Genomic DNA, 26,852 nt, shown 5'->3' with positions numbered 1-26,852 from the left:
GCGACGAAGACGAACCCACACCCGCGTCACAGCCACAGTCTGGCTGTCTCTCACACTGGCATCACTCCACCCCCGACGCGGCGTGTCCACCACGTACCCGCACCCGCTTTTCACGTCACTCCTCCCTGACCGTCCAGCGTAGGATCAACCGAGAGTCGCTTCGATCAACCTCTCGAGGAGGCCCGCTGTCGGTGGTGGGAATCAGTACTCGGTGCATACACACGCACTACGTGTGATTTCAAGGAGCGTACAATCCCCGTCAAACCTAAATACCCCCTCGCCGAAAGCCGAATCAGCATGCCAAAAGCAGAGATCACCATCCCGGAACATCTCGAGATGCAAATCGCCCAGATGGTCGAGCGTGGCGAGTTCGTCAATCGCGAAGAAGCGATTGAGGATCTCCTCTCGACGGGGATCAAAGCCTACAAGACCAGCGGACCGATGGACGAAGAAGAAGGAGCAACCGGCGGAACAGGCCTTGAAGATGACGGAATGATGGGCCACGACGACGAATACGTCTTCTAACGGCCCTTACAGTCCGAGTGCAACGAGCGGGATTCCAAAGACAACCGTTATTCCGATACTCATTACGAGAAAGCCGATAGCGACAGCACGCGAGGAGTAGTCGCTCATTGGAGCGGTCGTTCGGTCGGCCTCGAGATCGTGGCCGACGTCAGCGCCCGAGTCGTGATCTGCGGCTGGAGTGTCGTCTGCCATGCCCGTTCGTTCGCGTCTTGGTCCCTTAAACGCACCTACATCGTACTGCAAGCCTCTCGAGCGCCGGCTACTCGAGTACGGCAATTCGTCATCCAGAAGTATTTACCAATCGACCAACGAGTGTGTCGCATAATGCCCTCCTCTACGCCAGCCCGCAGGCAGTTACTTGCCGCTGCCGGGAGCGCCCTCTCGGTGGCAGTCGCAGGCTGTACGGGCGGATTTGACGGCGGATCGGTCTTTGAACAGAACACAAGTGACGAGGTCACTGCTAACAGCACGCACGAACACACTGTGACGGAACGTCCCAGCACTGACTCGAGTCACCGGGGCGAAACCCTGTCCATCCGCTCGGACGATGCCAAGCACTTCGTGTATTCAGATGCGGAAACGGCAGCAGACGCTGCAGATGCAGACGAAGACGAGCCCATCCTCGCACACGAACGGGCACTGTTTATTACTGATACCGAAGACGCCGACGCGCTCGAGATCACCGCTGATGAGACAGCCGAGCGCGAAATACAGGCGTTCGTCGACGACACCGACTTCGAACAGCAGTCGGTCGTCATCGACCAGCGAACAATCGAAGACTGTTACGAGCGCCACCTCCTCGATGTGACCGCCCGCGGGAACTCGTTTCGAACGGAGTACTGCCAGCACCTGAAGTCACCGGAGACCACCTGCGAGGCAGACTACGAACGCATGGAGGCGGTCGTGATCCGCGTCGACAGGCCGTACAACGACGGGCCAACGAGCAGGAGCAGTTCCGAGAGTATGTCCTGTCACCGCAACGTGCTCACCGCTGAGCGCGAGGCGACCAACGACGGAGACGACTCATGACTGGCAAGAAACTGGGTGGCGAGAGTCACACACCACACTCGAGTCGCACTCGCCGACAGCTGCTCGCAGGCCTCGCTGCAGCGACGAGCACCGCCGTTGCGGGCTGTCAGAGCCTCCCCGGATTCGGCGATGAGTCCACACCGACGTACACACCTGCAGAGGCCGATACGGTCCTCGAGTCGGACGGACCAACTCTCGAGTGGCCGGTTCCCGTTGAACCGGATGCGGACGCGCTCGAGGATGCACTCGAGCGCACAGACACACTCATCGATGAGATACCGGAGCCACTCGAGGAATCTCACATTCCAAACGGCGTTATCCGAGAAACGATTGATGAGAACCGACTCGAGGCGATGGCGGGCCGGGATGAAGCCGCCGACACAGTGGGTGCAGACCGCTATCACGCACTTCGGGACGCACGCGAACAACACAAAGTCGCTCGAGAAGCCGCGACCGCGTGGCTCGCTATCGACGCCGACCGAGACGATCTCTTGACTGAACTTCGCGACGAGTACGACGCGGTGCAGTCGGCGCTTGCAGATCGGCGTGCAGAACCCGAGTATCGTGGCGAAGATACCGACGCGGGACGGCTCCGTGCAACACTGTATGCGTTCCAGCGAGACGGAGATCTCCAGCACGCTGAGCGAACCCTCAATCGGTGGGACGTCCACGAAGCCGACGATGTCCTCGAAATCGGTGAGTCTGCGGGCGACCTCGAGCTCGGAACGACCACGACACGCATCTGGGCGCACTTTGATGAACGCTACGCGAGCGGGATTGCAGATGGTGACGGCGACCACTATCTCGAGGCGGTGTTCGAGGACACGCTCGAGCAATCGATCGAGCGGGCCAACGAGGCTGACTTTCCATCGCAAGACGGCGAAAGCGAGGCGTGGTACGAGGCGGTCGGACTCGATGGGTTTGACGGAACCCGATCACTCGAGTCCGTCATCTGGCAGGCTGGAAGCTCGATACACCAGGCTCACGAATCTATGGAGGACACACTCGAGGCAGAGACCTTTGGACTCGGACTCCAGCGCGCCCTCGAGTTCGAGCAGTCATTGCGTGGGTTCGAGCGCGTCCGCGATCGGATCGCTGACGGCGACGTCGAGGCACCCGATGATAGCGACGAGATCCGCGCGCAACGAGCGGCTGCACTTGAGGCGGCACAAACGGCCCGCGACGCCGTGCCACTCGATGAGCCGTCACTCGGTGCCTACCGACTGGCCGAAACTCTCCAAGAACTATCGTGGACTGACGATGCAGTCGCTCGAGCCGCGAGTCGCGACCCCGAAATGAACGTCACACTCACCGACGAGTACGGCGAGTACGCCAAATACCAGGCAGAACTCGAGGTACTCCCCGAGGCCGTTGAGGCGTTCCGGGATCGGCTGCTCGAGCGGTGAGGAAGCGATCGGACCCACCGTCGAAATTGTTCGATCCAGACGGCTTTACTACCCCCAGTGCAAAGACTCGCCTACGACCACATGGCACTCACCAAGCGAATCATCCCGTGTATTGACGTTGATCTGGACGACGACGGGAATCCGGCAGTGTACACCGGCGTGCACTTCGAGGACCTGAAATACACCGGCGACCCGGTCGAGATGGCCAAAGCGTACAACGAATCGGGGGCTGACGAGTTCGTCTTCCTCGACATCACCGCCTCCGCAGAGGGGCGCGAAACGATGCTCGATGTCGTCTCGAGAGTCGCAGACGAGGTCTTTATCCCCCTCACTGTCGGTGGCGGCATCCGAACCACCGACGATATCAAAGAAACCCTTCGCGCTGGTGCGGACAAAGTCTCGATTACGACCGGCGCACTCGAGCGGCCGGAACTCGTCAACGAGGGGGCGAACGCCTTCGGCAGCCAGTGTATCGTCATCAGCGTCGACGCGCGCCGGCGCTTCGATGAGCAGGGCGAGCACTACACCGAAATCGACGGCGAATCCTGCTGGTTCGAGTGTACGAAAAAGGGTGGCCGCGAAGGGACCGGAATTGACGTCCTCGAGTGGGCAGCAGAAGCCGAATCCCGTGGCGCAGGCGAGTTGTTCGTCAACTCGATTGACAAGGACGGCACCAAAGACGGCTACGACCTGCCGCTGACCGAAGCGGTCTGTGAGGTCGTTGATACGCCCGTAATCGCCTCTTCAGGCTGTGGCAGCCCCGAGGATATGTACGACGTGTTTACGGAAGCGAACGCTGACGCCGGGCTCGCAGCGTCGATTTTCCACTTTGATGAGTACTCGATCGAGGAGACGAAATCGTATCTCGACGAGCAGGGCGTGCCGGTTCGACTCTAACCGACAGACTCGACGCTCGAGGTGAGTCAATCAGTTTGATTCAATACGCTTATTTCGTCGCGGTCGACCCCTAGTACCAGTGAAGTGGCGGTGTACGTGGTGTGGCAAACCACACGAGGACAACGACCCACCCTGCGATAGCTGCGGGCACAACAAATTCGAGAAGGCGGTCGTCCGCGAGGGCGAAGAGTCCGATCGCGGCCGAGACGACGGCACCGTCGACACCGGCACGCAGTACATGTGGGTCTGTGCCGACTGTGGCCGCCAGCACATGCGCAACAACCCGCCCTGCTCGCGCTGTGGCAGTCACAATCTCGAGAAGACCGAACAGAACTACGACGACATCGAGACGGACCTCGAGACGCCAAGCTGGCTCGAGGTTGCCAAACCGTACTTGCCCGCGTTCGCTGTCATCGGCATCGTCTTTTTGTTGTTTGCAACTGGTGTTATCCCGCTCTCGATTCTGCCCGGCATTGGCGCGCCAGCGCCGCCGGATGCACCCGGCGAGGGAAGTGAGGCAGCAGGGGTCGACCTCGAGGCCACCGAATCTGCGGTCCACGAGCGGCTCAATGCTGACCGTGACGCCGACGAGCAGCGGACGTACGATGACGACCTCGCCGCGTTCGCCGAGCACCGAAATCGCGGTCTCGTCGCCCTCGAGTACGAAGACACAGAACCCCAGTACGCCGGCCCGGATGAGTTCGGCGTGGACTGCCAGACCGACCTGATCGCAGCCTCACACCCGCCGGTTGGCCAGCTCGAGGACTATGAGGACGGCGAGGCGTTGGCCGACGAGATTGCCGCGACGATTCAGGCTGCTGAATCCGGCTCCGAGGATATCGACTCGAGCACACTCAGTCAGGAAGGACTCGATATCCACGTTGGCCCTGACGAGGGCGGGCAGACGGTGTACGTCTTCTACGCCGCGTGTTGATTGGCCTGAAGCGACTGTCACTCGCCGTCAGTGAAACGCGTCTTTGAGCTTCCTCAAAGCGTTTATCTGCACCCCCGAAACGGGTGTGTATGACTGATCGAACGCGTCGACGGCTCCTCGTTGCAAGCGGGGCCGGACTCGCTGGCCTCGCCGCCGGCTGCCTCGAGGAGACAGGTGACCCAGCAGGCGAGAGTGACGACGGGAACGGCGATGGCAACGCACGTGATGACGAGAACAGCGAGCGAAGCGACCGCGACGAGGACGAAGACGACAGTTCTGAAACCGATACGGGCGATGTCGACGACGAGGACACGGATGGCAACGACGGTGATGAACCTGAGGAAGCACGCGTTGACACCCCGCCTCACGAACCGGAACGACCTGCACACGATGATCCGGAGAACTGGGATGATCACTACCTCGGCAACGGGATGGAATCTGAGCCAACCCTCGAGTTCGAACCCGTTTCCGCGGTCCGGCTCGAGGAACGAGCCGTCGACGGTCAGGGATTCGACATCGGCGAGTTCTACAGCGCCAGCCTGCTCGAGACGAAATCGGATCTCGAGTCGGCGATCACTCTCGAGGAAACCGACGACGAGTCTCGAGAGACGCTCGAGGACGTTTCCTTCGACAACCAGATTGTGCTCGTCATCGAATCTGGATTCGGCTCGAGTTCGGTGCGCCACGAGTGGGTTCGCGTCGAGGCTGTCGACGACGGTGTCCACGTCCACGGCTACGACGTGCGCCCGAGAGAACAGACGATGGACTACTCTCCGCGCCACTCCGTGCTGGTCGTTGATCGTCCGGCTGACGTCGATGACCTCCGTGCAACAGTGAGCCACACGACCAGCGAAGACCAGCGCGTCCACTACGACTCGAGCGAGGGTGTCGTCACGCTCGAGTCAGAAGCCGACGGCTAGACCGCTATCGCGAGAGCTCACGCAAGTGAGTGTGCAGTAAAACGAGTGAGCAGCGATTATACCGCAGCTTCGAACGCGTCGCGGAATGAAATCGTCTTCTCTCGGACGTCGACGGCTGCTTCCTCGAGGGCGTTGAGTGGATCAACGGTCCCGTCGGTTTTGACCGTCAGAATCGGTTCTGTCTGGCCGCCGGACTGTTCTGGATTCACGTCGTACGTTGCAGCACTGACGTCTTCGTGCTCGAGCAATGCGCCCTTGAGGACGTTCATAAACGTGTGATCCTCGCCCGCAATTTCGATCGAGAGTTCGTCCTCGGTGCTCTCGGTGACCCGCAGTTCCATGGCGACTACTCCGTTCGTCGACCGCTTGTACCTTTCGAAGGCCGGTTCAACTGGTAGACGCCGTCGGATGGTGAGCCGAACAGTATATACGCCCACGGTCGCACCTCAGGCACATGTCACCGATTGCGGCGCTGCTTGCGGCCGTTATCGTCGCGACGGTCGTCCTCTCACTTGCGGTTGTCAGGCGACTTGCCGACCCTGACCGGCGGTGGCGAGACATTGCTGGTGACCGACTCATCATGGGCGTTCCGTGGGGGTCGCTCATCGTCATCGCGTTCGTTCTCGCCGTCTATCTGTTCGTCCAGAACGGGATCACAGATCCCAGCGACCCCGTGACGATTCCCTATCGCTCCTGGTCGTATTTCTACCCGCTTGGAATACTCACAGCGTCCTTTTCACACGCGAGTGCTGGCCATCTCGTCAGTAATCTGGCCGGAACCGTCGTCGCCGCGCCGATTGCCGAGTACGCCTGGAGCCACTACGCGCAGACGCAGCCTCGAGAGACCCGTCCTGACGACGGGATGCGGGCACGTCTTCGCACCTGGTGGACGACACCGTGGATCCGTGCCGTCGTACTCTTCCCGCTCGCAGTCATCGCCATTGGCCTGCTGACGAGTATTTTCTCGCTTGGGCCAGTGATCGGCTTCTCCGGCGTCGTGTTTGCGTTCGTTGGCTTTGCGATTGTCCACTACCCAATCATGACGCTCATTGGCGTCATCGGCGTCCAGAGTGCACTTCAGACGCTCTATCGTGCACTGCAGAATCCGATCTATACCTATACCGCCGAACCAAGTCCACCAACCGCACCCTCGTGGGCCGAAATCGCGATTCAGGGTCACGCGCTTGGCTTTTTCTTCGGGCTTGTGCTCGCACTCGTCGTCCTCGAGCGTCGCGGCAACCGGCCGAATGCACTCCATGTCTGGCTGGCGATCCTCCTGTATGCAATTTCGCGTGGCCTCTGGCAGATTTACTGGTTCGGCGAGAATCAGACCTATATCCTCTTTCAGGGCCCAGGGCTCGTCATCGTCGCGGTACTTGCACTGCTGATCACGGTTGCGCTGACGGCAACCGAACGACCAGTCCTGCCCGCCCGGATCGACCGCGCACTCGCCAGTTTCCGCGATCGGAACGCAGACGAACACCCCGGTGCAGTCACGGACCGGGTACTCGAGATTGCAACCGGCAATCAGACGGATACCACCAGCATCGACCGCATCCGTGACATCGCCCGCGCCACGCACGCTCGAGAACGGACGCGGCTCTCGAGGATCACCCAGCGGAGTTCAGCGGTACTCGTCGTCTTGCTGGTCCTCGCAGTACTCTCGGGCATGGCAATTCCGGTCAATCTGAACGTGGTCGTCTTCGACGACGAACCCGGAGACGAGGCGATTGAAATCGAAGACTACACCATAGAGTACGCTGAGGAAGCCGAAAACCAACTCGTCTCGGGTATCGGCCTCGACGAACTGGTCGATGACTCGGGACTCGAGGCGACGGGCGTGATCGTCTCGAGCGAGCAACGAAACATCTGGATGGAAGCGATACCCGACCAGCAGTTGGCCCACACGGGTGAGGAAACCGTCAGTGTCGGTGGTCCTGGCTGGCGAGAGACCGTCTCCGTCGATCGACATGGATGGGAACCCGTCGGAAACGATCCCGTCTATCAGGTCCGCATGTGGGAGGCCGATTCCGAGCCAACAGTCGTCCACGAATCCGACGAAAAGACAGCCGATCTCCGGATCGATAACCGACTCATCACGATCGTGCCGGACGACGGCGAATTCGTCCTCGAGGTTGAATCCTCGAGCGATGTCGAAACGGCCCCACTCCCGGAGCCAGATGAGCCAACTGCGGCAAACGGTCTCGAGTTCGAGTACGAAGACGAAACGATCTATGCCGTGTCGGATGGAACCGCTGTCGCCATTGCCAGCGAGGAGACGTACAACTAGCTGCCACAAGTAGGCACCCAACGGACGCAGAATGGGACCCTTTCTCGGAGGAGAAGCACGTGTTCGAACAGCCTTCTCGAGAGGATGGCGACGTACGCCGGCCAAAATTGGTTCGTATTCATGAGTGTCATCGCTTACCGCATAGCGAAACGCTGCTCGAGACGGCCCAACCCAGCAGGTTTCTCAAACAGATGCTGAACACCCCGTTGTACGTTGGTATTTCGTGTTCCAGAGCCGATCACTATCCAGCCACCAAGAAACAGACATTGCTGTGAGAATTCGGCTGGGTTGACACTCATAGGTGGGGTGAACAGTTGCAGGTGGCGCCAGTGAGGTTAACCGGTACGTGGAAACGGGAAGTCGGTGTGAAACAATGGCCGGCACTCCCGTTCGCTCGAGTGAGTTGAACTACTGGCGATGATCAACCGCGTACTGTCGAGGGCGGCTTCGGCGTCTCGATCCACGACCGGAACCACCCCCGAGTCCGAGGGAGAGACGATGTCGACAGCATCGTCTGCGTCTCGAGTCGAGGACGGGCCACTGGATGCTGTCCAGCTCGAGGGCGTCACACACGAATATGGCTCAGGTGGTGGGCGATTCAGTTCGGGGAGCGGGCGGACGGTTCGGGCGCTCGATGACGTTTCGTTGTCGGTGGGACGTGGCGAAATCGTCGGGCTCGAGGGGCCAAGCGGCAGCGGCAAGTCGACAATTTTGCACACGGTCGCAGGCCTGGTCGTCCCAACTGAGGGCACCGTGTCAGTGCTCGGCGATGATCTTACAACACGCTCCGACCGACAACGAACGCGACTGCGTCGACAACACGTCGGCATCGTCTTCCAGCGGTTTCATCTGTTGCCGTCGCTGTCGGCCCGAGCGAACGTGGCACTGCCGCTCGTACAGGCGGGCGTTCCCAAGCGCCGCCGCCGCGCCCGCGCAGAAGAGTTACTCGAGGCGGTCGGACTCGAGGCGCGAACGACCCACCTGCCCAGCGAACTCAGCGGCGGCGAGCGCCAGCGAGTGGCACTCGCGCGTGCGCTCTCGACGGACCCCGATGTGATTGTCGCCGACGAGCCAACGGGCGAACTCGATACAACGACTGGGGCGGATGTCCTCGAGTTACTAACTGCTGTCGGGCGCGAGCGCGGACGGGCGGTGCTCGTCGCCTCACACGATGACGAGACCCTGTCCGTCGCCGATCGGGTGGTCACGCTCTGCGATGGGCAGGTGATTGCGGATGGCGGATGACAGCGACGGCACACGTCGAGGGCGCTGGAACGCCCTCATTGGGTTTTCACTCAGTCGATTGTGGAGTCGAGCAACCCGCACTCGTTCGGGACGGATCGCAGCGACGACGGCCGCCGTTGCGCTGACCATTACGTTGTTGATCGTCCTGACCGGCATCGCGTTAGCGCTTGCTGATGGCGGCGTCGTCTCCGAAAACGATGCGACCGCCGAACTCGAACCCAAGGGAAGCGAGTCCGTTTCTGCCGTCGACGGCGTCGAAGGGCCACGCCTCGGCGAGACGAACGAACGCGCAGCGACGATTAGCGACGAAGATGGCGTCGACCACGCCTCACCAGTCCTCGTCGAACCGGTTCGTCTCGAGAATGGCGATGGCGATCCACAAACAATTCTCATGGTGGGCGTCGTTCCAGACGGCGAGCCACGAACGGTTGCCGGCCTCCCGACGGATGGCCTCGAGGCGGGCGATTCACACTACGATAACGGCTCGTACACGGGCGCGCCACAGGAGGAGATTCTGCTCTCAACGGCAGCCGCAGACCGCCTCGAGGCGGCAGACGGCGACGAGTTGTCCGTTGCAGGCGGTGAAGCAGCGCTCCCGTCTGACATGGATCCCGCGGTGACGGTCAGTGGTGTCGAAACGGCTGGTTCGGACGGTGAAAACGAGGCTCCCATCGCACTCGTCCATCTGAGCGAATTACAGCACGTCTCTGGCGCGTCGGACGACGAACTCGCCGACAGCGTCCTCGTCTGGGGCGACGCCGACGCCGCTGAGACAGCAGGCGAAACGGCGTACCCGAACGCCGAAATCGACTCACCTGACGGTGTCGCCCTCGGCTCACTGTTTGACGATGGTCTCGCACTCGCGACGGGCGTTCTCGCGCTCGTCGCCAGCATCGCCATCTGTGCGTCGTTTGTCGCGACCACGATGGGCATGACAGTCGACGAGGACCGGCAAACGCTTGCCGTCCTCGAGTCAGTGGGATTCCCGACACTCAGCCGACTCGTGGTTGTCGCGCTCTCGACGCTCGCAACGACGGCTGTCGGCGCACTCATCGGTGTCGGGCTCGGCATGGGTGCGATACACGTTGTTAACGCGGCCGCGAGTGCAACGATTGCGCCAGGAGCCGTTGCCGTCGTCCACCCGCTGTTCATCCCCTACGGGATCGGCGTCGCCTTGCTCGCTGGCCTCGTCGCCGTGCCCTATCCGCTTGCCGTTGCCTCACGAACGTCCGTCTTAGAGGAGGTAAGCCAATGATCAGCGGCTCGCTCATCCGAACGAAAGCCGTGACCGGCCTTGCAATCGCTCAGCTACGGCGCTCTCCAGGTCGAACGGCGTTGACAGTGGTCGCAGTTACGATCGCCATTCTCTCGATTACGCTGCTTGCCAGTCTCGGCGTCGGCGTCGTCGAAACCGGCGAAGACGGCCTCGAGAACGCCGATCAGGATATCTGGATCTCGAGCGATCCCGTCGACCCCTCCGCCAGCGGGACCGAAAACCCAATCGTCGGCTCTCACGGCATCGCGGCGGATCTCGTCGAGCGCGACGATATGACGTACGCGACACCGATCGCCATACACGATGTCTACCTTGGGACCGATCCCGACGATCTCGAGCGCCGGCCTGCCGTCGGAGCCCAGCAAACGCACGAGGGCTTTGACTTCGAGGAGGGAGAGGGCTTCGAGACACCTGAATCGGCCTACGAAGAGCGCTCGAGCGAGCCGACGACCGAGGAGATCGTCCTCGATCCACGCGTCGCAGACGAAATCGGTGCAGACGTTGGCGACACGATCTACGTCGGCACCAGCCAGGAGAGTGCGCCAGACTACGAGTTCACCGTCGTCGGCACCTCTCAGTACTACTCACAATTCCTGGGCTCGGAAACCGTCTCGCTCCCACTGGTGGATCTACAGGCCGTTGCCGGGACGATCGGCACCGACAGGGCGACATTCATCACCGGCAACGTCGCCGACGACGCTGACCGCGAGGAGGTCGCTGCCGACCTCGAGGAGGAGTACCCTGAGTACGACATCCGAACCAGTGACGAACAGATCGGTGCCATGCTCGAGGAACAGCCGCTCGTGCTTGCAAGCGGCGGGACGCTCGTCGGCCTCGCCGTCGTCGGTGGGCTCGTCCTCACCATCAACCTGTTCGCACTTGTGGCCGCCCAGCAGCGAACGCAACTCGCTGCCCTCCGGGCAATCGGCCTCTCGAGGCGACTGCTCGCAGGAACCATCGGGATGCAAGGGTTACTCATCGGGCTGCTCGGCGGGGTCATTGGACTCGCAGCAACGCCGGTGCTCGTCGGCCGACTCAACAGCCTCGCTGGCTCCGTCGCCGGCTTCGATGACTTGCTCCAGACACCACTCGAGGTGTACGCAATCGGCTTCGGGCTCTCGATTGTGGTCGGCACCGTGGTCGCGCTCATCGCCGGCTGGCGCGCAGGCCGGTATGCGCGAATCGAACACCTCGAGGAGTAAGTTGAGTGGAGCACGGCGTCGGCATGCAGATCATGTTCGAATTGAAACCAGGACCAGTACCGTCAGAACTGTACTGAGAAAATACTAATTTGAAATGTGATTTTCAGAAAACCTATCACAACGTACCAGTGAGCATCTGGTATGAATCGGCGTCAGCTGCTCGCCGCGACTGGAACACTGCCCGTCCTCACCGGCTGTCTCGGAAGTGTTCCCTTCAGCGATCAAACGACTGGCGAGCCAGCGTTGACGACTGATGTGCCATCTGTGGAAAAGTTGAAGGCTGACTGTTCCGCCCCTGATGACGACGTTCCAACCGACGAAGCGGAGAGCTTGACTCCGGACATCTCTGTCGGCGTTGATACGCCAGCCGAGGGCGTTCATCTCGATATCGAAATCCGCCACGAGTTCACTGCCGACCATCCTGCTCAAATTCGAGTCATCATTGGGAATAACGCGCCAACTGAGCGAACGTTTGCCTATGGCCCAAGGCCCCTCTCGCACGGTGAACACAGTGATCGCGATGCTCGGCTCCTGAACGATTGGGAATCGCTCGAGCACTATTCCTCGCCAGATCCGGACGGGTGCTGGCAAGCCGAGGCTGCAATCGGTGGCGAGCCGATGGAAGAGAGGGTTGAATTGGATCCAGGTGAGACTGTGACAGAAGAGTACGTTCTCGTTGCACCCCACGAGGCAGATCCATGTCTCCCCCATGGCGTCTATCTCTTCTCGTCATCACTGGACGTTATCGAAGATGGAGAGAGTGTGGCTCAGCCTTCGCTCAACTGGGGAATCTGTCTGGACTGACGTGCGTGTTTGCACGCTGTACTGAACACGTTCCGCCCTTCACGCTGAATAATGCGACGTCTCACCAACTATAATTGCCGTCTCACGCCGTGCGTCGAAGGCAATCAACGAGTCCACTCGAGCCGGAACACTTCCGCCTGCAGCGTCGACTCCGCTTCGGTGTGAAACTCGAACCGGTGCTCAATCGGAAACTCGGCTCGAAACGCGTGCGTTACCTCTCCGCCCGCGTCCGCGGCGAACGACTCGACGAATTCCTGGCTGCCCTCGTTGTGGATCGTGTACGACACCGTCCCGACAGCGCCAGCGGCCTCGAGAAAGTCCCGATCCGCGTGTCGATTCCCGCGTTGTGCGCCGAAGGGCGGATTCGAAAGCACAGTCGCGCCCTCGAGTGCGACCGGCGGGGCCGTCGCGTCGGCGCGAACCCAGTCGATGCCTGCAGCGCCGACTCGAGTCGCGTTCTCCCGCGCGGTCGCCAGCGCATCCGTGTCGACGTCGATCCCGATGACGCGTTCGGCACCCGCAAGTGCAGCCCCAATCGCGAGCATTCCAGTCCCCGTTCCAAGGTCGACGACTGGCCGCGAAAGGTCGTCCTCGAGTGCAGCCAGATGACAGACATGGGCAGCAATTTCAGGCGGCGTCAGATACTGCTCGAGGTCGGGCGAGGGATCGGCAAAATCAGCAAGTGACTCGAGTTCGCGGGCGATCGTCCGACGAGACGGCGACATACCGAAGCGTTAGCGCTCGAGCGTGATAGGCCCCTCGAGATCGAAGGCAATCCCCTCGCGGTCGGCGCGTTCGGCACACGCCTCGAGTGCGGGTTTGACCGTCTCGACATCGGTAATATCATCGATAGCGACTGTCACGGAGCCAACGCCGAGGAATGCACCGGCGCGGACGTAGCCCCGAATTCGGTCGATTTCGTCCTGCGTCGCAAGCGAACACGTCTCGTCAAAACAGGCATCGATAGTGAGTGCAGTCGGCGCGAGGCCATCCGCAGCAAACTCGCGTTTCAGGTCCCGCAGATACGACGGCGCAGTCGACTCGAGGGCACTCGCCTCGAGCGCTACAGGGGTGACATCCGCTGGTCGACAGCCCTCGAGTGGAATTTCGTGGTCAGCAGACGAGGTCAGGCTCATACATAGGGTATACACATCCCGCATACAAAAAGTTTTATAGATGCGCAGTAGTAATTCTCGAGTGACGTGAGCTGGCGCACCAGCACCACCAGTTTCGTGACAATTTCGAATAGAGTTAAGGAGCGGCCGTTCGAAGGCATCCTATGGACGAGTGTCCCCGGTGTCAGGGCTCGCTCGAGGAACTCTCCCTCGGTGACGTCTCGACCGTGAGCTGTCCGCATTGTGAGTACGCGGACATTCCGGTCGACCACGACAGCGTTCCCGAGACTCCCGAGTCCTGGCGCGACGCTCTCAATCGCTTTTATCAATCGTAGAGACAAGGAGTCTGCACCTACGGGCTTGTAGACTACCAGCCGCTTCACTCCTCAGGTCCGGTCGAAAACGCAAAAATATGAGTCGCGTCGTTACTCAGCAGCCGCTGCGTCAGCGTCTTCTTCCTCAACGTCGACATCCTCATCGGAGCGAGCTGCAACGAGGCCACCACGGGCGACACTGTAGAGCGGTTCGTCAGCGTGGGTCACGCCGCTGATCGAGAACGGAATATTGGCGTCGTTCAGGTGGTCACGGAACAGATCCTCGAAGCCACTTGGACTCGAGGTACCACCGGTGACGACGACTGGCACGTCGAGGCCTTCCTCAACGTCTTCCTCGTCAACCTCCGAGACGATGTTCTCGATGACGTAATCGAGGAGGTTCTCGTAGTAGATCGAAAGTGCACCTTCGACGCCACCGACGTCGGTGGTGAAGTCGAGTTCGAAGTCGTCCTCTTTGATCGAGGTGACCTTGTCGACTGGCGTGCCCGTTGCGCGGGCGGCCTGTTCGTCGACCCAGTCGCCACCGCGGGCGACGGAGAACTTCATGACGGGCACTGCGTAGTAGGAGAGACAGACGTTCGTCATCCCTGCACCGAACGAAATACCGAGGCCGGTGAAGTTGTTGTCCGCGAGTTCGGAGTAGATAACGGACATCCCCTCGTTGATTGGCTCAGAGTCGTAGCCCATGTCGTTGAGGAATGATTCGATCGTTTTCTGGTGATACAGTGTCGAGAGATCAGAGTCGATTGGATCTGCGGGTGAGGAGAAGTAGAGCTTCTCGTCAGGATAGGCCGGCTCGCCGACGACCTGTTCGATGATGAGTTTCATCATCGGAATCGCGCTCTGTTCGTCGTTCGACAGGATCCCGTGTTTCATCGGGCGACGGGTTTCCTTGTTGAAAATGTTCGCAAAGTTCAGGGCGTCGTCACCGACGACGTAGACCTTATCGTCTTTGCGAATGTGAAGGACTTCGCTTCGCGAAAGCATCTGCTCGGCCATATCCGAGTACTCAATTTCCACGAAGGAGTTACGCTGTTGCACGAATACCGTGTCGGAACCATCCTGCTGTGCAGACAGGATGTTCATCGTCCCAACGTCTAGGCCTTTAGCCATAGTTGCCCAAGGCGGCTGACGGATTATAAATCTATGTGCATTGATTTCATTTTGTGAAAATACAGAAAAATATAGTATTTACGTCAGTTTATAAGTGATTAATTGCGCCCCAAACGATTGCGCAGCGATGCGAGCCTGCCAGTCACTGCTGCAACGAGACCACTGCTGTCATCCGTTGCTAACTCCTCGGCGCGCTGTTGCTCGCGGAGTTCTTTGAGTTTCTGCGTCTGATCATCGACCGTCGCACTCGAGGTGGTCGTTTTCGTGTCGCCGCCTTTGAGACCTTTGAGGCCGGCAACTTGCGCGTCGACGCCCGAGGAGCGGGTGGTTTTTGTCCCCACGCTATCGACGTCGACTTCGTCGAACTCGTTTTCGGAGAAACTCAGGCGCTTGTGCTCAGTTTTCTGGACGCCACCCCAGGAGAGTTCGACGTCTTCCATCGCGGCGTCGATGTCGCTTTGGATTTCCTCATCGGTGTACGATTCGGATTCCGCATCATCGGTGGGTTCGATTCGCTGGGCCTCACGGGCCATATCGAGGTAGTGAGCGATTAACGCTGCGCCAGTGGAGGCGGTAAGCGCGGCGAGACCAACTGCATAGACCGCGATAACCTCGGCGGTGTAATCTGCGCCGTAGCCGTTCCAGTCGGTCGGATAGGCGTATAGAAATCCACCGACCGCGACGACGGTCACGGCCACGCCCGCAATAGATGCATACTGTACACGACGTTCGGACGGCAACAGGACGACGATTCCGAGCATCAAAATCGGCAACGCGACCATCACGAGCGCGTACGCGGGTTCGGTCCACGTGAAGTACGCGTCGGAACGAGCAGCATAGTTGGTGCTCCACAGGAAGAGTACCAACGAAATGATCCCAAGGCCGATACCGCCGAGGAACAGACTGAACCCGGCGTAGATGTCGGTCCGGTCCTCAGGTTCACCGATATATCGACGGTAGACGTCGAAAAGATAGCCATCTGGAGACTGTTCCGCTGACATTAGCTCCCCGTTTACACTCCAGTACTATGACTGTTGGGTCGAAACAATCAGTCGCCAATACTCCACACTCGAGTTGCGAGCGCTGACTGCGAGGCTGTGTCACCGGCCCGAAAAGCGCCGCCGTTATACGTCCGTGGCCGTTACCACGGCTAATGAGCCAGGAGACGGAGTACACAGAAGGGGACCTCCGAAACACCGGGATGCAGTTGAAACACGACCGCGAGTGGGACTACGAACTCGAGCGAATTATCGACGCCGTCGAGGAGCGCGACGCCGAGAAGGTCGGCCTGCAGTTCCCCGAGGGGCTCAAGCGCCGCGGCCCAAAAGTGGCGGACGACCTGCGCGAGTTGACTGAGGGCGATGTCACGTTCATGCTCTCGGGTCAGCCCTGCTATGGCGCTTGTGACCTTGACACCTACCTGATGAAACGCACTGACGTGTTCGTCCACTTCGGCCACTCGCCGATGAAGAACACGGACAAGGTGATCTACGTGCCGCTGTTCTCGAACGTCGAAGTCACGCCGATCATGGAAGACGCCCTCGAGACGCTCGAGGACCCCGACGAAACCAAGGATGTCGGTCTCGTGACGACGGCCCAGCACATGAATCTCTACGAGGAGATGACCAAATTCCTCGAGGAACGCGGCTACGAGGTCCACAGCCGCCGCGGTGATGACCGACTCACCCACGAGGGACAGGTGCTCGGATGTAACTACGCGAGCGCGGACGTGCCCGCGGATCAGGTGCTGTACGTCGGCGGCGGCAAGTTCCACCCGCTCGGCCTGGCGATGGAACACCCCGAGAAACACGTCGTCATCGCCGATCCAGTCAACAATGTCGTCACTGTCGCGGACACCGAAAAATTCCTGAAACAGCGCTACGGTGCCGTTCACCGCGCGATGGACGCCGAAAAATGGGGCGTCATCTTCTGTACGAAAATCGGCCAGGGCCGCTGGGATCAGGCCCAAGAAATTCTCGAGGGCAACGACAACGCGTACCTCATTACGATGGACGAGGTCACCCCCGACCGCCTTCTGAACTTCGACATGGACGCGTTCGTCAATACCGGCTGTCCGCGAATCACGACCGACGACGGGCCGCGCTTCCACAAGCCGATGCTCACTCCCGGCGAGTACGAGATCGCCATCGGCAACAAGCCACTCGAGGACCTCTCGTTCGACACCTTCCACGGAACCTGGTAGTCACCCACTCAAACTCGTGTATCGTGGACGGTCCGAACTGGTGACGAGTCGGGCATCGTGTGACTTCGCCTCATGCATATTTACTGCCCTAATCAGTGATAACGCGGTTCTCAATATGTGACTACAGACGTATGCGAATCGGATCCTTTTCGGGAATATGAGTGCAGTGTTCACAGAAACTTACCAATCCACTCGAGATATTCACGTATCTGGTGGTAAAATGCCACTTACTCCAAATTAATTTGGAGCAGTTCTTTTGCCCGAACGGTACGGACCCGTAAGTGATGAGTAATTCAGACGTCGGCGGACGAACGGTGCCCTCCCGAGACGAGCTCTTCACGCTGCTCGCAGACGAACCCCGACGCGAAGTGCTCCGAGTCGTCGCCGAACGATCTCCAAACGGTATCGACCCCAACGATCTCGCATACGAGATCGCAGCCGTAACGAACGACAAGCCGCTCGCTGCAGTCACGGACGACGAACACCAGCGGACGCGCATCGACTGTCAGCACCGGGTCCTGCCCGCCCTGAAAGACGCAGGGGTTATCGCCGATCAGAACGGCACACTCGTTGCAACTGACGCACTGCCAGACGCCACCGTCGACACCATCCGCACTGGGAACGCACACGCCTCGAGTGCGGAACTCGATGCCGTGTTCAGTGGACTTGCCGACGAGCGACGACGGACGATGCTCGCCGTTCTGGTCGATCAGATCGACACGGTGTCGGTCGACGCACTCGCTCGAGCCGTTGCACAGCTCGAGACGTCGACGGACGACGTGACGGCAGAGACCGTCGACAACGTTCGAGTCTCGCTGGTTCACGTCCACCTGCCGATGCTGGCCGATGCCGGTTTGGTTGAGTACGACACCGAGACGGGTCGAGTCATCGCCGCAGACAACGCCGCGCTGTGTGCGTCCTGGCTCGAGTTTGAGTCCGACCGCGAAAAGATGGAACAAGAACCCGAAGTGCTCGAGTCGACAGTTCCGCTATAGGTCGTGTCCGACGCTGTTCAGTCATCTTGCTCCTCTCGTCAGTGACGGCGGACTCGACAGCAACATTTACGCACTCGTTTGTCTATCGTCACGTATGGTCGAAAGCGACTGGGGAGACTGGCTTGTTCGTGACGTCGAAGATGCAACACCGGATAGCGTCGGCATCTGGTATCTTGGCTGCAATGGGTTCATCCTCAAAGGCAGCGAGGGGACGACGATCTACATCGATCCCTACCTGAGCCTTGGCAATCCGCCACGGACCACGCGCATGATCCCGGTTCCGTTCGACTCCGAGGACGTGACCGAGGCCGACGCCGTCCTCGCCACGCACGAACACACTGATCACGTCGACGGGCCGAGTCAGGCCCCGATTCTCGAGAATACGGACGCAACGTTCTACGGAGCAGACGACAGCCTCGCGGTGACGGAGGAGGAAGGCTGGACCGACGAGTGGGACATCGACGACGAGCAGCTCAGCGAAGTCGAAGAGGGCGACACCCTCGAGATCGGCGAGTTTACCATCCACGTCGAAGCTGCCCACGATCCCGACTCGACACACCCTGTCAGTTACGTCATCGAACACGACAGCGGTACCTTCTTCCACGGCGGCGATACGAAACCGAGCGACGAGTTCGCTCGCATCGGCGAGGAGTACGACATCGATCTGGGTGTTCTCGCCTTTGGAACGATCGGCCGCGTCCCTGACTCGTCCTCCGGCGAGCCAACCCGAACCAGCTGGTACAGCGACGAAAACCAGATCATTGAAGCGACGAACGACCTCCAACTCGAGCGGCTTCTCCCAAGTCACTGGGACATGTGGAAAGGGCTCACATCCGACCCGAAAGTCCTCCATCATCACGCGAAGAGCTTCGAATTCCCGCACCGACTCGAGCTCGCAGAGATCGGCGATCGCGTCGATCTCTAGTCGCGTATATGACCTAAATTTGATATTCTTCCGTATCATTTATAACAATGGTGGGGCAACGTTGCCCGCATGAGTAGCACCGCCGATACGGACGAAGTGATCGAGGTCAGCGCCGACGGACTAACCGTCCGAAAGGCGTTCACGGCGGATGAGTTTCCCGTGCCTGCGATTCGCTTCGAGATTGAATCCGAGCGAGACGATCAGGTAACCTTTCGACTCTCCGAGGATATCCCTGAATCGTTCCCAATGGACAAAGTCGGCTTCCACCCCGACTATCACAGCGACGACTGGACTGCTTTCCAGGACAACCACGTTGAATTCACCGGCACACTCGAGGCCGGTGAGGACCTCCTGACGGTGTATGGCATCCGAATTGACGATGAACAGACCGCCGAGAAATTCTTGACCGAACCAACGGTCGTCGAGGTTTCTGGCGACGACGAACGAACGTCCGGCGGCGACGAAATCGACGATACTGTTATCGATAGCATCGTCTCCGAAGACCGCAACCAGGCCGTCCGAGAGATGCTCTCGGGCGAATCGTCTTCCGTTCCGGGCCTCAGTGACGAGGACAGCAAGTCTCTCGACGACACCGCCGCAACCGACGAGACAGAAGGCGACGCCGATGCTGCTGAACTGGCCGATACCGAAGCGGCTGATGCAGATGCGGACGCTGATGCGGACACAGAAGACGACAATGAGGCGACAGCCGACGAGGCTGACGACGGCGGACTCGACCTCGACCTCAGCGATGTCGACACCGACCCCGACCTCGAGGCCACCGAGGAAGACGACGAAGACGATACCCCGGACATCGACCTCGGCTTCGAAGAAGACGAAATCCCCGACCCCGAACCGCCAGTCGAAAGCGACAGTGAGGCCGACGGTGAAAGCGACGACCTTGATCTCGACCTCGACCTCGAGGATGCAGACGACGATATCGACGAGCCAGACCTTGATCTCAACCTCGAAGATGCGGCGGCAAGCGTCGACGAAGACGCAGACGAGGACGAAGGCGATGTCGACGCAGCGGAAGAGACACTCGATCTCGAGTTAGACGAGCCTGCTGATGCCGACGCCGACGCAGACGACACAGAGCCAGCGCTCGACGAGAGTTCCGAAGAGTCCATCGACGACACCGACGAGGCGGATCCAGCTGCCGAAGACGATGATACAGCGCTTGATGTCGAGCCAGACGCTGACTCCGAACCAGTGGCTGAAGAAAGTGAGGCTGCACCAGTCGACACCGACTCCGAGACCGTCGACGCGGATGCAGAGTCCGACAGCGTCGACGACGCCGATGTCGTCGATATGAGTGACGACGAAGCGATCGACACCCCTGAGACGTCGGCCGCCGAGACGCCAGAAACTGCCACAACGACCGACGACGCGGCTGGACTTGATACGGAAGGCGAACCAGACGGCCAACTCGCCGCCGCGCTCGCTGCTGAAATCCGCGCTGAAACCGTCGATGACGAGGACCTCGAGGTACTCCAGGCCGAACTCGGCGACGAACTCGGGACCGCAGAACTCACCCGCCTTGACCACCTTCAGAGCCGCGTCGAGGAAGTTACAGCCTACACCGACGCCCTCGAGCAGTTCCTCAACGAACACGGCACCGGCAAGCAACTCATCGACGAGGTCAAATCCGAGCAGTCTGCCCTCCAGGCCGATGTCGCTGCAATCGACAACCGCCTTGGCGGGACCGAAACCCGCGTCGACGACCTCGGCACCGAAATTGATACGTTGACCGAGTGGACGACCGACCTCGAGGAAGACCTCTCCAGTCTCGCGTCAGTTCCCGACGATATCGATGCACTCGATAGCCAAACTGACGAACTGGAAACCGATCTTGAGTCGGTTAGTGACGATGTCGATGCCGTCGAAACCGGTCTCGAACGTGTTGAATCTGACGTGGAAACGCTCGACTCCGACCTCGAGGGCGTCGAAGATGATGTTGCAGCCGTCGACGAATCGGTCGACTCTGTTAGTGACGACGTAACCGCCGTCGAAGACGACGTTGACACACTCGAGAGCGATGTTGAGACGCTTGAAAGCGGTCTCGACGACGTCACGGAGACCGCAGAGACGCTCGAGACAGACGTTGCTGAACTGGACGACGACATCGATGCCGTGGAGTCCGATGTCGACGATGTTGCATCCCACGTCGACAGTGTCGAATCCGACCTCGAGTCGCTACAGGATGACGTCACCGACATTCAGGAGTGGCGCGACCAGCTCGGGTCGATGTTCGCAGACGGCGGCGAATAACCCGCCCCACCCACGTGCGTCACAGATCCCGATTTTGTAGAACGTAGCGGAAAACACAACTCGTTTATCCGTCGCCGGCAGAGAATCGGCCGATGGGCGAGACGATTCCGATTGCAGTCCCGCGCAAAGGACGACCGCTCGAGTCCGTACTGGACCGCTTGGCCCGACGTCTCGAGCAGCCGACGCTCGCGGATGAGATCTCTTCGACGCTTCGCCACGAAAAGGCACTCACAAAGGGCACCCTCGAGCCCGACGAGCCAAACGTCTACCATCGTCTCGCCGACTACAGCACTGTCGACGACCCAACCGCCCCAGAGTACACCCTGTTGCGAGATGATCGGGCGGGGAAGCCGCGCCGGATCGTCTTCGACAGCGTGACGATTCCGCTCGCGGATATCGATGCGATCGACACTGACGCCGACGTCCAACTCATCGGCCGCGAAGAGCCCTTCCGCGCGCTGCGAACCCACGAGTTCGCACTCGGCTTCGACAGCGCCGACCTCATTCTCGAGGAAGTCGTCACACTCCGCCCGGAGCCACTCGATCGAATCGAAGCGATCAACGCGCGAATCGACCCGGCTGATACAGATGTTCGCGTTATTACCGGCCTCGGCGATACCGTCTACCACACGTTGATGGCAACCCCCGACGTCGCGCCCGCAGCCGAGGGACTCGACCGCGACTTTCTCGAGGCCTACGAGGGACCGCTCTGTATCGAACCACGATACGAGCGACTCGTCCAAGCCGTCCTCGGCACTCGGACGCTCGACGGCGTTGATTTTCAGTATCCCAACGGCCACCGCGAAGAAGAGGCCGCAATCGCCGAGCACGGACTCGGCGTCTACCTGACCGTGACCGGCTCGACCGCCCGCGACCACGGCTTGCTACTTGGCGAGCAACTGTTTCCCAGCGAAACCGTCCTCCTCGAGAACCGCTCTGAAACGACCGACGCTGTCGACGCCGTCAGAGCTTTGCTCAACGACACTGACCTCGAGACCGAACTCGCCGTCGAATAATCACCTCGAGAGCGGGATGACGTAGGACTCAACGAAATCGATCAACCGGTCGACGAGTTCGTCCCGGTCGACGAAGTAGCGAAAGCGAAGATCGTAGGCATCATCCATTTCATCGATCGAGGCGCTGCTGAACCGAGGCTCGTAGACACGGCCGTGTTCACCGGAGGCTTCGGTTGCTTCTGCGAAGATACAGAACGTCCGCGGATCACGACGTCGAGTTGCTTCGTCGCGGAGTCGGAAGTGCTCGGGAATGGCTCCAGCCTCGGCCCCAGCACCCGTCGTGAGTCCGGCTTTTGTAAAGACGAACGCGTTTCCTGCGCTCGCGCGTGCGAACGCGACCGACTGGTCGATCACAGCCAGTCCCGGTTCGTCACGTTGTTGCTGTTCGGCCTCTCGCCGAGTCGGGATGTCGATATCCGTCGCGATAAACGCCGTGACCCCCGTTTCTGCAGAGACACGTTTACAGATCGTTTACAGCGTTGCCTCGATTGCGTCGGGTTCCCCAGCGCCAGCCCGCGGCGCGAGCGGGTCTGACGGCAGCGGATACTCATCGCCCGGATACAGATACGACGGATCAAGCAAGCGGTACGGTCCCATGAGAAAGACGAAAACATCGTCCGGCGTCGCGTCGGGGACCGACCGAGCGATTATCGTCTCGATCGGCGTGCCCTCATACCCCGTGAGTGTATCCATTACGATACAGTCCAAGTTGCGTGATAGTAAATCTCGTGTCGACAATTCGTCTTAACGACGATTAAGTCTAAGACACTCGAGCACATAGAGACAGATATGAGTGAACGCGAAGTCCAGACGAACAACCGAACGACGGCTCAAGAACGGCTCGACTCACAGCTACTGAACGAGACGCTCGACCTCGAGCGCGAGGCAAATCGCCTCAGCGCGATGGGTGAGCCCACGCGATTTACCATCCTCTATCTGCTCGCCGAGGAAGGGCAACTCCGAAGCGGTGAACTCGCCGACTTGCTCGAGCGACGGCAAAACGACCTGTATCACCACCTCAACACGCTCGAGGACGCTGGACTCGTCGGCAAGTTCCGTGAGGGTGGACAGCGAGTGTACGAACTCTCGCCACTCGCCGAAGGGTTCGTTCCACACATTTTCGATACGGTGAGCGCTCGTGCCGAAGCGGTCTGAGGACGACAGTCGTTGCTGATTTTCTGTGCTGCTGTGTCGCCCCTTGTCTCGCTCAAGTGGCTTCATCTCGACGAATCGGTGAGACAGGACTCGAGGAGTCCAATATAACTGTATTCGACGTGAAACACTCCGATTCAGATTTTTGGGCAGTAATCACGGATGCCAAAATTGCTGAGTGGGATTTCTATCTGCAATTAGAATTCGCATTGGTCATTTTCGACACACTGTCTGAACCATGAGGGTTTCTCCACCTGGTCTATGTCTGGTTCAGGATCATACTCATACTGTACGTCTAGGATATCACCATCGTCACTGAAAAACAAGAACTCTCCGTACGAAGACACTTCTGTCACAGTCACACGGAGCGAGGCCGTTCGGACGATGCCAGTTTCAGGATCTGTTTTGAGATCTCCCGACTTAGAACTGATTCGTTGAGTGTCTGAACCGAGTTTCATCCATGTAGACTCTGGTGAGTACACTATCCGTGCAGGGTCGCTTTGTTCACCTGTTTTCTCGTAATCAGCTGAACTCAACCCCGAATAGGTCATAGAGCGTACGGAACCTATTTCAGACGAATCGAACGTTCCATTCTCTTTAGAAATTCGAATGAACCGATCTTGATATTCTCCGGAATGAATAATCTCGGCAGTTGCTGGTTCGTTCCGTTCAAACCAGTCCTCATTATCGACGTGTGTTACATGCTTTGTGTACACGACGCCGTCACGGTACACGGATTCCACGGTTCCGTTTTCGTATTCGAGTACAGTGTGAGCGGTGTCGTTTGTTACTGTAGCGTCGTGCCGAACTAGTAGTTGGTCTTCGCTCGAGATCTGTCCAGCAGAGACGAACTCTTCGGAATCGCCCAACACAACAGGTCCCTCACTATGGTCAATGCCCAATGGAACCGAGAATAACACCACTAAACCCAAGACGGCCAACAAAATAACTACCCCAACAAAGAGAAACCGACTATCCATACAAGAGTAGAGAGGTAGAATTGGTATTAATACTTGTTTGACTACAGACGGGTACAGCGATTTCACGCTAATCGTCGGTGAATTTGGGTAGTACAGAGATCGTCAGGCAATCTGGCCAAAGGCTGAATCTCGTCCAGCGAGTACCAAGCCTTCTGAACTACAACTACGTTTTCGGTATAGCGACATAGGGTTTATTTGCCTGATGTCGAACGAGATATGAGGCCAGAACACCAATTTCCAATGGAGACACAATTTGGAAACTGGCGATACGAGCCATCTCAGAGAGTCACGAACGCCACTCGAATGCAGTCCAACACGAGGTTAGTCAGCCGGAGATCGTATAGATGTGCTCAAGATAGGTATCCCGAACCCGATCGCCCCAGTTGTGAGTGTAGGTATCGATCACGTCACTGGCGACATCACCGCGGAGGTACTGGACGATCCCTCGGTCCCCGGTTCGATCCCGCAGGTGCGTCGTGAAGAAGTGACGGAAGTAATGCGGGGTGACGTTCTCGGACGCGCCGCCGCCGGTTCGATGCCAGCCACGGTCTGCTGCATAGTCGGTAACCACGTGATGGACGATTTTCGGTGTGAGACGCGCCCCCCAGTTGTCGGCCGTGCTGAGGAACAGTGGTTCGGCGGTCGTTCTCCCGGGGTTCGAGGGCGTATCAGGGCGGATCGCAAGCCACTGTATCAGCGCATGCTTTACTTCCCCGTCGATCGGAATCACCGTCTCACGCTTGCGCTTGTTTGACGCACTCCGTTGCACCCCGCCAGATTCCTCGCCGTAGGTGTGTTCTGTCGAGATAAAGAGCGAATTCGGTCGCCCGGCGATATGCGCCCGCGGCTGCCAGTCCTGAGCCTCGTGCTCGAGGTGACAGTCAACTAAATCCAGGTTGCAGAGTTCGCCCGCCCTGAGTCCAGTCTTCAACAACAGCACGATGATCGCCCGATGAAGCGGATGGCGAACATCAGCGACGAACGCACGCATCTCTGCAAGCGTAATATCTCGCCGCGTTGGATTCGACTCGATGGTTTCGTTCATCTCCTCTAAGACGACCGTCATCGGATTTTCCTCGGCGTGGCCCACTCGCTCGAGGTAGCTGTAGAAACGGTTGAGATACGACGCATACGTCGCCACAGTGCTTTCTGAGTGGGTCGAACGCATCTCATGTACCCAGGCCATACAATCACGATAGCTGGCCGCTGGCGGCGTTGTATCGAATCGCTCCTGGAGGAACGTCTCGTACTCCCGCAACACTCGCCGATAGGCTGCTGCCGTGCGGTCGTTGCGCCCGTGGTGTTCGATATCCTGCAGGAAATATTCGACCGTGTTCAGCTGCTGGCTCTCACTCATTTTCTGTCACCACGTAGCCGCCATCGCGGCCGCTATAGCGAACCAAATTTTCGTCTTGCAGACGCTGCAATGCTGCGTCTAAATCGTCCTCAACATCGTCAATCAGGGCGTCAACGAGTTCGTCCCAATTCTTGACACCTTCGCGCTGAAGCACCTCGAGAATGCGATCACCGAACCCCTCAGAGTGGTCGGTTTCCCCACCCTCATCGGGGGGTGTTTCGCTACCCCCACTCGAGGGCACATCGAACGTACTTCGACCGGACTGGACCATTGTCCGAACGAACTCGCTTTGACTCATCTCGAGGTCGTCGGCGTGCTCTTGCCAGACCTCCTTTTGGTACCGTGGCACATACGTTTTCACGGCGACTCGGTCGTCGGCTGCCATAGCCGGCACCACTCAGGGGAGCCACTTCAATCTGGCCCATTCTCGGAAATAAATGCCCTTATTTGCGAGTATGAGCATGCAACACCAGGGCAGATAACGAGCTAGGTTCCAAAGTAGGCCTATAAAACGAGCAACTATAGTACTACAATAGAATCTAAAAGAGTGTAATGTGTTGCATGCTAACAGCAAACTAGGGAACCACCATGCTAGTGGAGCATCGAGTACCTACCATGAGAATCAAGACTCGAGGGGAAAAGTAGACATCTGGGAATCATTTCTTCCGCAAAACTACACTATTAATCGCAGTAGTAGTGTAGAAAGTGTAGATAGATGATGGTTTTTAGAAGGTGGTTCTCGGGGCTTAGACCCTAGGGGTTGCAGTTCCAGAAGAGGGTTGCAGATTAGTATATTCCACTGGGACCCATAATAAGTTTCGGCTATATTTCTATGAGGTAAATGGGTGATCCCCAAGCCAAA

General features: G+C 59.1%; 29 protein-coding genes. 18 read left to right on the top strand and 11 right to left on the bottom strand.

Annotated elements, in window-relative coordinates:
* Positions 1-297 precede the first annotated feature (297 nt).
* Positions 298-525: a ribbon-helix-helix domain-containing protein gene (locus G6M89_RS18105; RefSeq protein ID WP_165163311.1), complete on the top strand. Its 228-nt coding sequence runs from the start codon at positions 298-300 to the stop codon at positions 523-525.
* A gap of 6 nt (positions 526-531) precedes the next feature.
* Here G6M89_RS18105 and G6M89_RS18100 read toward each other — a convergent pair whose 3' ends face one another.
* Positions 532-717 carry a hypothetical protein gene (locus G6M89_RS18100; RefSeq protein WP_165163310.1) on the bottom strand — a complete coding sequence of 62 codons (186 nt, stop codon included), beginning with the start codon at positions 715-717 and terminating at the stop codon, positions 532-534.
* Positions 718-849: 132 nt separating this feature from the next.
* On the opposite strand from G6M89_RS18100, the gene G6M89_RS18095 reads away from it, so the two are divergent.
* The 5 genes from G6M89_RS18095 to G6M89_RS18075 all read left to right on the top strand — a co-directional run bounded on the left by G6M89_RS18095 (position 850) and on the right by G6M89_RS18075 (position 5,711).
* Positions 850-1,554, top strand: coding sequence for a hypothetical protein (locus G6M89_RS18095; RefSeq protein ID WP_165163309.1), 705 nt, complete (start codon positions 850-852; stop codon positions 1,552-1,554).
* Positions 1,551-2,960: a transposase gene (locus G6M89_RS18090; protein WP_165163308.1), complete on the top strand. Its 1,410-nt coding sequence runs from the start codon at positions 1,551-1,553 to the stop codon at positions 2,958-2,960. Before G6M89_RS18095 ends, G6M89_RS18090 begins: the two co-directional genes overlap by 4 nt.
* A gap of 81 nt (positions 2,961-3,041) precedes the next feature.
* On the top strand, positions 3,042-3,857 hold the full coding sequence (hisF, locus tag G6M89_RS18085) for an imidazole glycerol phosphate synthase subunit HisF (RefSeq protein WP_165163661.1): 816 nt from the start codon (positions 3,042-3,044) through the stop codon (positions 3,855-3,857).
* A gap of 79 nt (positions 3,858-3,936) precedes the next feature.
* On the top strand, positions 3,937-4,791 hold the full coding sequence (locus tag G6M89_RS18080; protein ID WP_165163307.1) for a hypothetical protein: 855 nt from the start codon (positions 3,937-3,939) through the stop codon (positions 4,789-4,791).
* Between the two features lie 89 nt (positions 4,792-4,880).
* On the top strand, positions 4,881-5,711 hold the full coding sequence (locus G6M89_RS18075; RefSeq protein ID WP_165163306.1) for a hypothetical protein: 831 nt from the start codon (positions 4,881-4,883) through the stop codon (positions 5,709-5,711).
* Between the two features lie 56 nt (positions 5,712-5,767).
* Here the strand turns inward: G6M89_RS18075 and G6M89_RS18070 are convergent, their stop codons facing one another.
* Positions 5,768-6,052 (bottom strand): DNA-directed RNA polymerase subunit L, encoded by a 285-nt coding sequence (locus tag G6M89_RS18070; RefSeq protein ID WP_165163305.1) that lies wholly within the window; start codon positions 6,050-6,052, stop codon positions 5,768-5,770.
* A gap of 113 nt (positions 6,053-6,165) precedes the next feature.
* Between G6M89_RS18070 and G6M89_RS18065 the strand changes: the two genes are divergently transcribed.
* The 5 genes from G6M89_RS18065 (at position 6,166) to G6M89_RS18045 (ending at position 12,528) form a co-directional block, all read left to right on the top strand.
* Positions 6,166-8,001 carry a rhomboid family intramembrane serine protease gene (locus G6M89_RS18065; RefSeq protein WP_165163304.1) on the top strand — a complete coding sequence of 612 codons (1,836 nt, stop codon included), beginning with the start codon at positions 6,166-6,168 and terminating at the stop codon, positions 7,999-8,001.
* A 498-nt stretch (positions 8,002-8,499) separates the two neighbouring features.
* The gene (locus tag G6M89_RS18060; RefSeq protein ID WP_241175442.1) at positions 8,500-9,246 is read left to right on the top strand and encodes an ABC transporter ATP-binding protein; all 747 of its coding nucleotides are present in this window, start codon (positions 8,500-8,502) and stop codon (positions 9,244-9,246) included.
* Positions 9,236-10,501, top strand: a complete 1,266-nt coding sequence (locus G6M89_RS18055; protein WP_165163302.1) for an ABC transporter permease — start codon at positions 9,236-9,238, stop codon at positions 10,499-10,501. The genes G6M89_RS18060 and G6M89_RS18055 overlap by 11 nt, the downstream gene beginning before the upstream one ends.
* A complete protein-coding gene (locus G6M89_RS18050; protein WP_165163301.1) occupies positions 10,498-11,724 on the top strand; it encodes an ABC transporter permease in 1,227 nt (408 codons plus the stop codon). The genes G6M89_RS18055 and G6M89_RS18050 overlap by 4 nt, the downstream gene beginning before the upstream one ends.
* 141 nt (positions 11,725-11,865) lie before the next feature.
* Positions 11,866-12,528 carry a hypothetical protein gene (locus G6M89_RS18045; RefSeq protein ID WP_165163300.1) on the top strand — a complete coding sequence of 221 codons (663 nt, stop codon included), beginning with the start codon at positions 11,866-11,868 and terminating at the stop codon, positions 12,526-12,528.
* Positions 12,529-12,632: 104 nt separating this feature from the next.
* Here the strand turns inward: G6M89_RS18045 and G6M89_RS18040 are convergent, their stop codons facing one another.
* Both G6M89_RS18040 and G6M89_RS18035 read right to left on the bottom strand, forming a co-directional pair.
* Positions 12,633-13,253, bottom strand: coding sequence for an METTL5 family protein (locus tag G6M89_RS18040; protein ID WP_165163299.1), 621 nt, complete (start codon positions 13,251-13,253; stop codon positions 12,633-12,635).
* A 9-nt stretch (positions 13,254-13,262) separates the two neighbouring features.
* Complete coding sequence (locus G6M89_RS18035) at positions 13,263-13,664, bottom strand: hypothetical protein (protein ID WP_165163298.1); 402 nt, start codon at positions 13,662-13,664, stop codon at positions 13,263-13,265.
* Positions 13,665-13,807: 143 nt separating this feature from the next.
* On the opposite strand from G6M89_RS18035, the gene G6M89_RS18030 reads away from it, so the two are divergent.
* Complete coding sequence (locus G6M89_RS18030) at positions 13,808-13,978, top strand: zf-TFIIB domain-containing protein (protein ID WP_165163297.1); 171 nt, start codon at positions 13,808-13,810, stop codon at positions 13,976-13,978.
* A 90-nt stretch (positions 13,979-14,068) separates the two neighbouring features.
* Here G6M89_RS18030 and G6M89_RS18025 read toward each other — a convergent pair whose 3' ends face one another.
* Positions 14,069-15,091, bottom strand: coding sequence for a hypothetical protein (locus G6M89_RS18025; RefSeq protein ID WP_165163296.1), 1,023 nt, complete (start codon positions 15,089-15,091; stop codon positions 14,069-14,071).
* 98 nt (positions 15,092-15,189) lie between these two features.
* Entirely contained in the window at positions 15,190-16,092 is a 903-nt protein-coding gene (locus tag G6M89_RS18020) for a permease (protein ID WP_165163295.1), read from the bottom strand.
* A 152-nt stretch (positions 16,093-16,244) separates the two neighbouring features.
* Here G6M89_RS18020 and dph2 point away from each other — a divergent pair, with 152 nt between their 5' ends.
* The 5 genes from dph2 to G6M89_RS17995 all read left to right on the top strand — a co-directional run bounded on the left by dph2 (position 16,245) and on the right by G6M89_RS17995 (position 22,501).
* Positions 16,245-17,294, top strand: coding sequence for a diphthamide biosynthesis enzyme Dph2 (gene dph2, locus G6M89_RS18015; RefSeq protein WP_165163294.1), 1,050 nt, complete (start codon positions 16,245-16,247; stop codon positions 17,292-17,294).
* A 284-nt stretch (positions 17,295-17,578) separates the two neighbouring features.
* A complete protein-coding gene (locus G6M89_RS18010) occupies positions 17,579-18,289 on the top strand; it encodes a hypothetical protein (RefSeq protein WP_165163293.1) in 711 nt (236 codons plus the stop codon).
* Between the two features lie 94 nt (positions 18,290-18,383).
* The gene (locus tag G6M89_RS18005; protein WP_165163292.1) at positions 18,384-19,214 is read left to right on the top strand and encodes an MBL fold metallo-hydrolase; all 831 of its coding nucleotides are present in this window, start codon (positions 18,384-18,386) and stop codon (positions 19,212-19,214) included.
* Between the two features lie 69 nt (positions 19,215-19,283).
* Positions 19,284-21,485 carry an AAA family ATPase gene (locus G6M89_RS18000; protein WP_165163291.1) on the top strand — a complete coding sequence of 734 codons (2,202 nt, stop codon included), beginning with the start codon at positions 19,284-19,286 and terminating at the stop codon, positions 21,483-21,485.
* A 92-nt stretch (positions 21,486-21,577) separates the two neighbouring features.
* On the top strand, positions 21,578-22,501 hold the full coding sequence (locus tag G6M89_RS17995) for a hypothetical protein (RefSeq protein ID WP_165163290.1): 924 nt from the start codon (positions 21,578-21,580) through the stop codon (positions 22,499-22,501).
* On the opposite strand, the gene G6M89_RS22440 is transcribed toward G6M89_RS17995, so the two are convergent.
* Together G6M89_RS22440 and G6M89_RS22435 are read right to left on the bottom strand one after the other, a co-directional pair.
* A complete protein-coding gene (locus tag G6M89_RS22440; protein WP_241175440.1) occupies positions 22,502-22,855 on the bottom strand; it encodes a hypothetical protein in 354 nt (117 codons plus the stop codon).
* 117 nt (positions 22,856-22,972) lie between these two features.
* Complete coding sequence (locus tag G6M89_RS22435) at positions 22,973-23,194, bottom strand: hypothetical protein (protein WP_241175438.1); 222 nt, start codon at positions 23,192-23,194, stop codon at positions 22,973-22,975.
* 96 nt (positions 23,195-23,290) lie between these two features.
* Here G6M89_RS22435 and G6M89_RS17985 point away from each other — a divergent pair, with 96 nt between their 5' ends.
* Positions 23,291-23,656 carry a helix-turn-helix transcriptional regulator gene (locus G6M89_RS17985; protein WP_165163289.1) on the top strand — a complete coding sequence of 122 codons (366 nt, stop codon included), beginning with the start codon at positions 23,291-23,293 and terminating at the stop codon, positions 23,654-23,656.
* 194 nt (positions 23,657-23,850) lie between these two features.
* Here G6M89_RS17985 and G6M89_RS17980 read toward each other — a convergent pair whose 3' ends face one another.
* The 3 genes from G6M89_RS17980 to G6M89_RS17970 form a co-directional block, all read right to left on the bottom strand.
* A complete protein-coding gene (locus G6M89_RS17980; protein ID WP_165163288.1) occupies positions 23,851-24,633 on the bottom strand; it encodes a hypothetical protein in 783 nt (260 codons plus the stop codon).
* A gap of 325 nt (positions 24,634-24,958) precedes the next feature.
* On the bottom strand, positions 24,959-25,990 hold the full coding sequence (locus G6M89_RS17975; protein ID WP_165163287.1) for a tyrosine-type recombinase/integrase: 1,032 nt from the start codon (positions 25,988-25,990) through the stop codon (positions 24,959-24,961).
* Positions 25,983-26,375, bottom strand: a complete 393-nt coding sequence (locus G6M89_RS17970; RefSeq protein ID WP_165163286.1) for a DUF5805 domain-containing protein — start codon at positions 26,373-26,375, stop codon at positions 25,983-25,985. Before G6M89_RS17970 ends, G6M89_RS17975 begins: the two co-directional genes overlap by 8 nt.
* Between the last annotated feature and the right edge of the window lie 477 nt (positions 26,376-26,852).

It is taken from the genome of Natronolimnobius sp. AArcel1 (assembly GCF_011043775.1).
Lineage (GTDB): Archaea > Halobacteriota > Halobacteria > Halobacteriales > Natrialbaceae > Natronolimnobius.
This window is presented reverse-complemented; position numbering and strand designations above follow the sequence as displayed.

Bases quoted from the DNA above. Each gene is read 5' to 3' on its own strand.
- G6M89_RS17975 (WP_165163287.1), bottom strand. From the start codon at position 25,990: ATGAGTGAGAGCCAGCAGCTGAACACGGTCGAATATTTCCTGCAGGAT.
- G6M89_RS18020 (WP_165163295.1), bottom strand. From the start codon at position 16,092: ATGTCAGCGGAACAGTCTCCAGATGGCTATCTTTTCGACGTCTACCGT.
- G6M89_RS18035 (WP_165163298.1), bottom strand. From the start codon at position 13,664: ATGAGCCTGACCTCGTCTGCTGACCACGAAATTCCACTCGAGGGCTGT.
- dph2 (WP_165163294.1), top strand. From the start codon at position 16,245: ATGAGCCAGGAGACGGAGTACACAGAAGGGGACCTCCGAAACACCGGG.
- G6M89_RS17980 (WP_165163288.1), bottom strand. From the start codon at position 24,633: ATGGATAGTCGGTTTCTCTTTGTTGGGGTAGTTATTTTGTTGGCCGTC.
- G6M89_RS18045 (WP_165163300.1), top strand. From the start codon at position 11,866: ATGAATCGGCGTCAGCTGCTCGCCGCGACTGGAACACTGCCCGTCCTC.
- G6M89_RS18025 (WP_165163296.1), bottom strand. From the start codon at position 15,091: ATGGCTAAAGGCCTAGACGTTGGGACGATGAACATCCTGTCTGCACAG.
- G6M89_RS18095 (WP_165163309.1), top strand. From the start codon at position 850: ATGCCCTCCTCTACGCCAGCCCGCAGGCAGTTACTTGCCGCTGCCGGG.
- G6M89_RS22435 (WP_241175438.1), bottom strand. From the start codon at position 23,194: ATGGATACACTCACGGGGTATGAGGGCACGCCGATCGAGACGATAATC.
- G6M89_RS18000 (WP_165163291.1), top strand. From the start codon at position 19,284: ATGAGTAGCACCGCCGATACGGACGAAGTGATCGAGGTCAGCGCCGAC.
- G6M89_RS18105 (WP_165163311.1), top strand. From the start codon at position 298: ATGCCAAAAGCAGAGATCACCATCCCGGAACATCTCGAGATGCAAATC.
- G6M89_RS18030 (WP_165163297.1), top strand. From the start codon at position 13,808: ATGGACGAGTGTCCCCGGTGTCAGGGCTCGCTCGAGGAACTCTCCCTC.
- G6M89_RS17985 (WP_165163289.1), top strand. From the start codon at position 23,291: ATGAGTGAACGCGAAGTCCAGACGAACAACCGAACGACGGCTCAAGAA.
- G6M89_RS18005 (WP_165163292.1), top strand. From the start codon at position 18,384: ATGGTCGAAAGCGACTGGGGAGACTGGCTTGTTCGTGACGTCGAAGAT.
- G6M89_RS18060 (WP_241175442.1), top strand. From the start codon at position 8,500: ATGTCGACAGCATCGTCTGCGTCTCGAGTCGAGGACGGGCCACTGGAT.
- G6M89_RS18050 (WP_165163301.1), top strand. From the start codon at position 10,498: ATGATCAGCGGCTCGCTCATCCGAACGAAAGCCGTGACCGGCCTTGCA.
- G6M89_RS18070 (WP_165163305.1), bottom strand. From the start codon at position 6,052: ATGGAACTGCGGGTCACCGAGAGCACCGAGGACGAACTCTCGATCGAA.
- G6M89_RS18010 (WP_165163293.1), top strand. From the start codon at position 17,579: ATGAGTAATTCAGACGTCGGCGGACGAACGGTGCCCTCCCGAGACGAG.
- G6M89_RS18040 (WP_165163299.1), bottom strand. From the start codon at position 13,253: ATGTCGCCGTCTCGTCGGACGATCGCCCGCGAACTCGAGTCACTTGCT.
- hisF (WP_165163661.1), top strand. From the start codon at position 3,042: ATGGCACTCACCAAGCGAATCATCCCGTGTATTGACGTTGATCTGGAC.
- G6M89_RS17970 (WP_165163286.1), bottom strand. From the start codon at position 26,375: ATGGCAGCCGACGACCGAGTCGCCGTGAAAACGTATGTGCCACGGTAC.
- G6M89_RS17995 (WP_165163290.1), top strand. From the start codon at position 21,578: ATGGGCGAGACGATTCCGATTGCAGTCCCGCGCAAAGGACGACCGCTC.
- G6M89_RS18065 (WP_165163304.1), top strand. From the start codon at position 6,166: ATGTCACCGATTGCGGCGCTGCTTGCGGCCGTTATCGTCGCGACGGTC.
- G6M89_RS18055 (WP_165163302.1), top strand. From the start codon at position 9,236: ATGGCGGATGACAGCGACGGCACACGTCGAGGGCGCTGGAACGCCCTC.
- G6M89_RS18100 (WP_165163310.1), bottom strand. From the start codon at position 717: ATGGCAGACGACACTCCAGCCGCAGATCACGACTCGGGCGCTGACGTC.
- G6M89_RS18075 (WP_165163306.1), top strand. From the start codon at position 4,881: ATGACTGATCGAACGCGTCGACGGCTCCTCGTTGCAAGCGGGGCCGGA.
- G6M89_RS18090 (WP_165163308.1), top strand. From the start codon at position 1,551: ATGACTGGCAAGAAACTGGGTGGCGAGAGTCACACACCACACTCGAGT.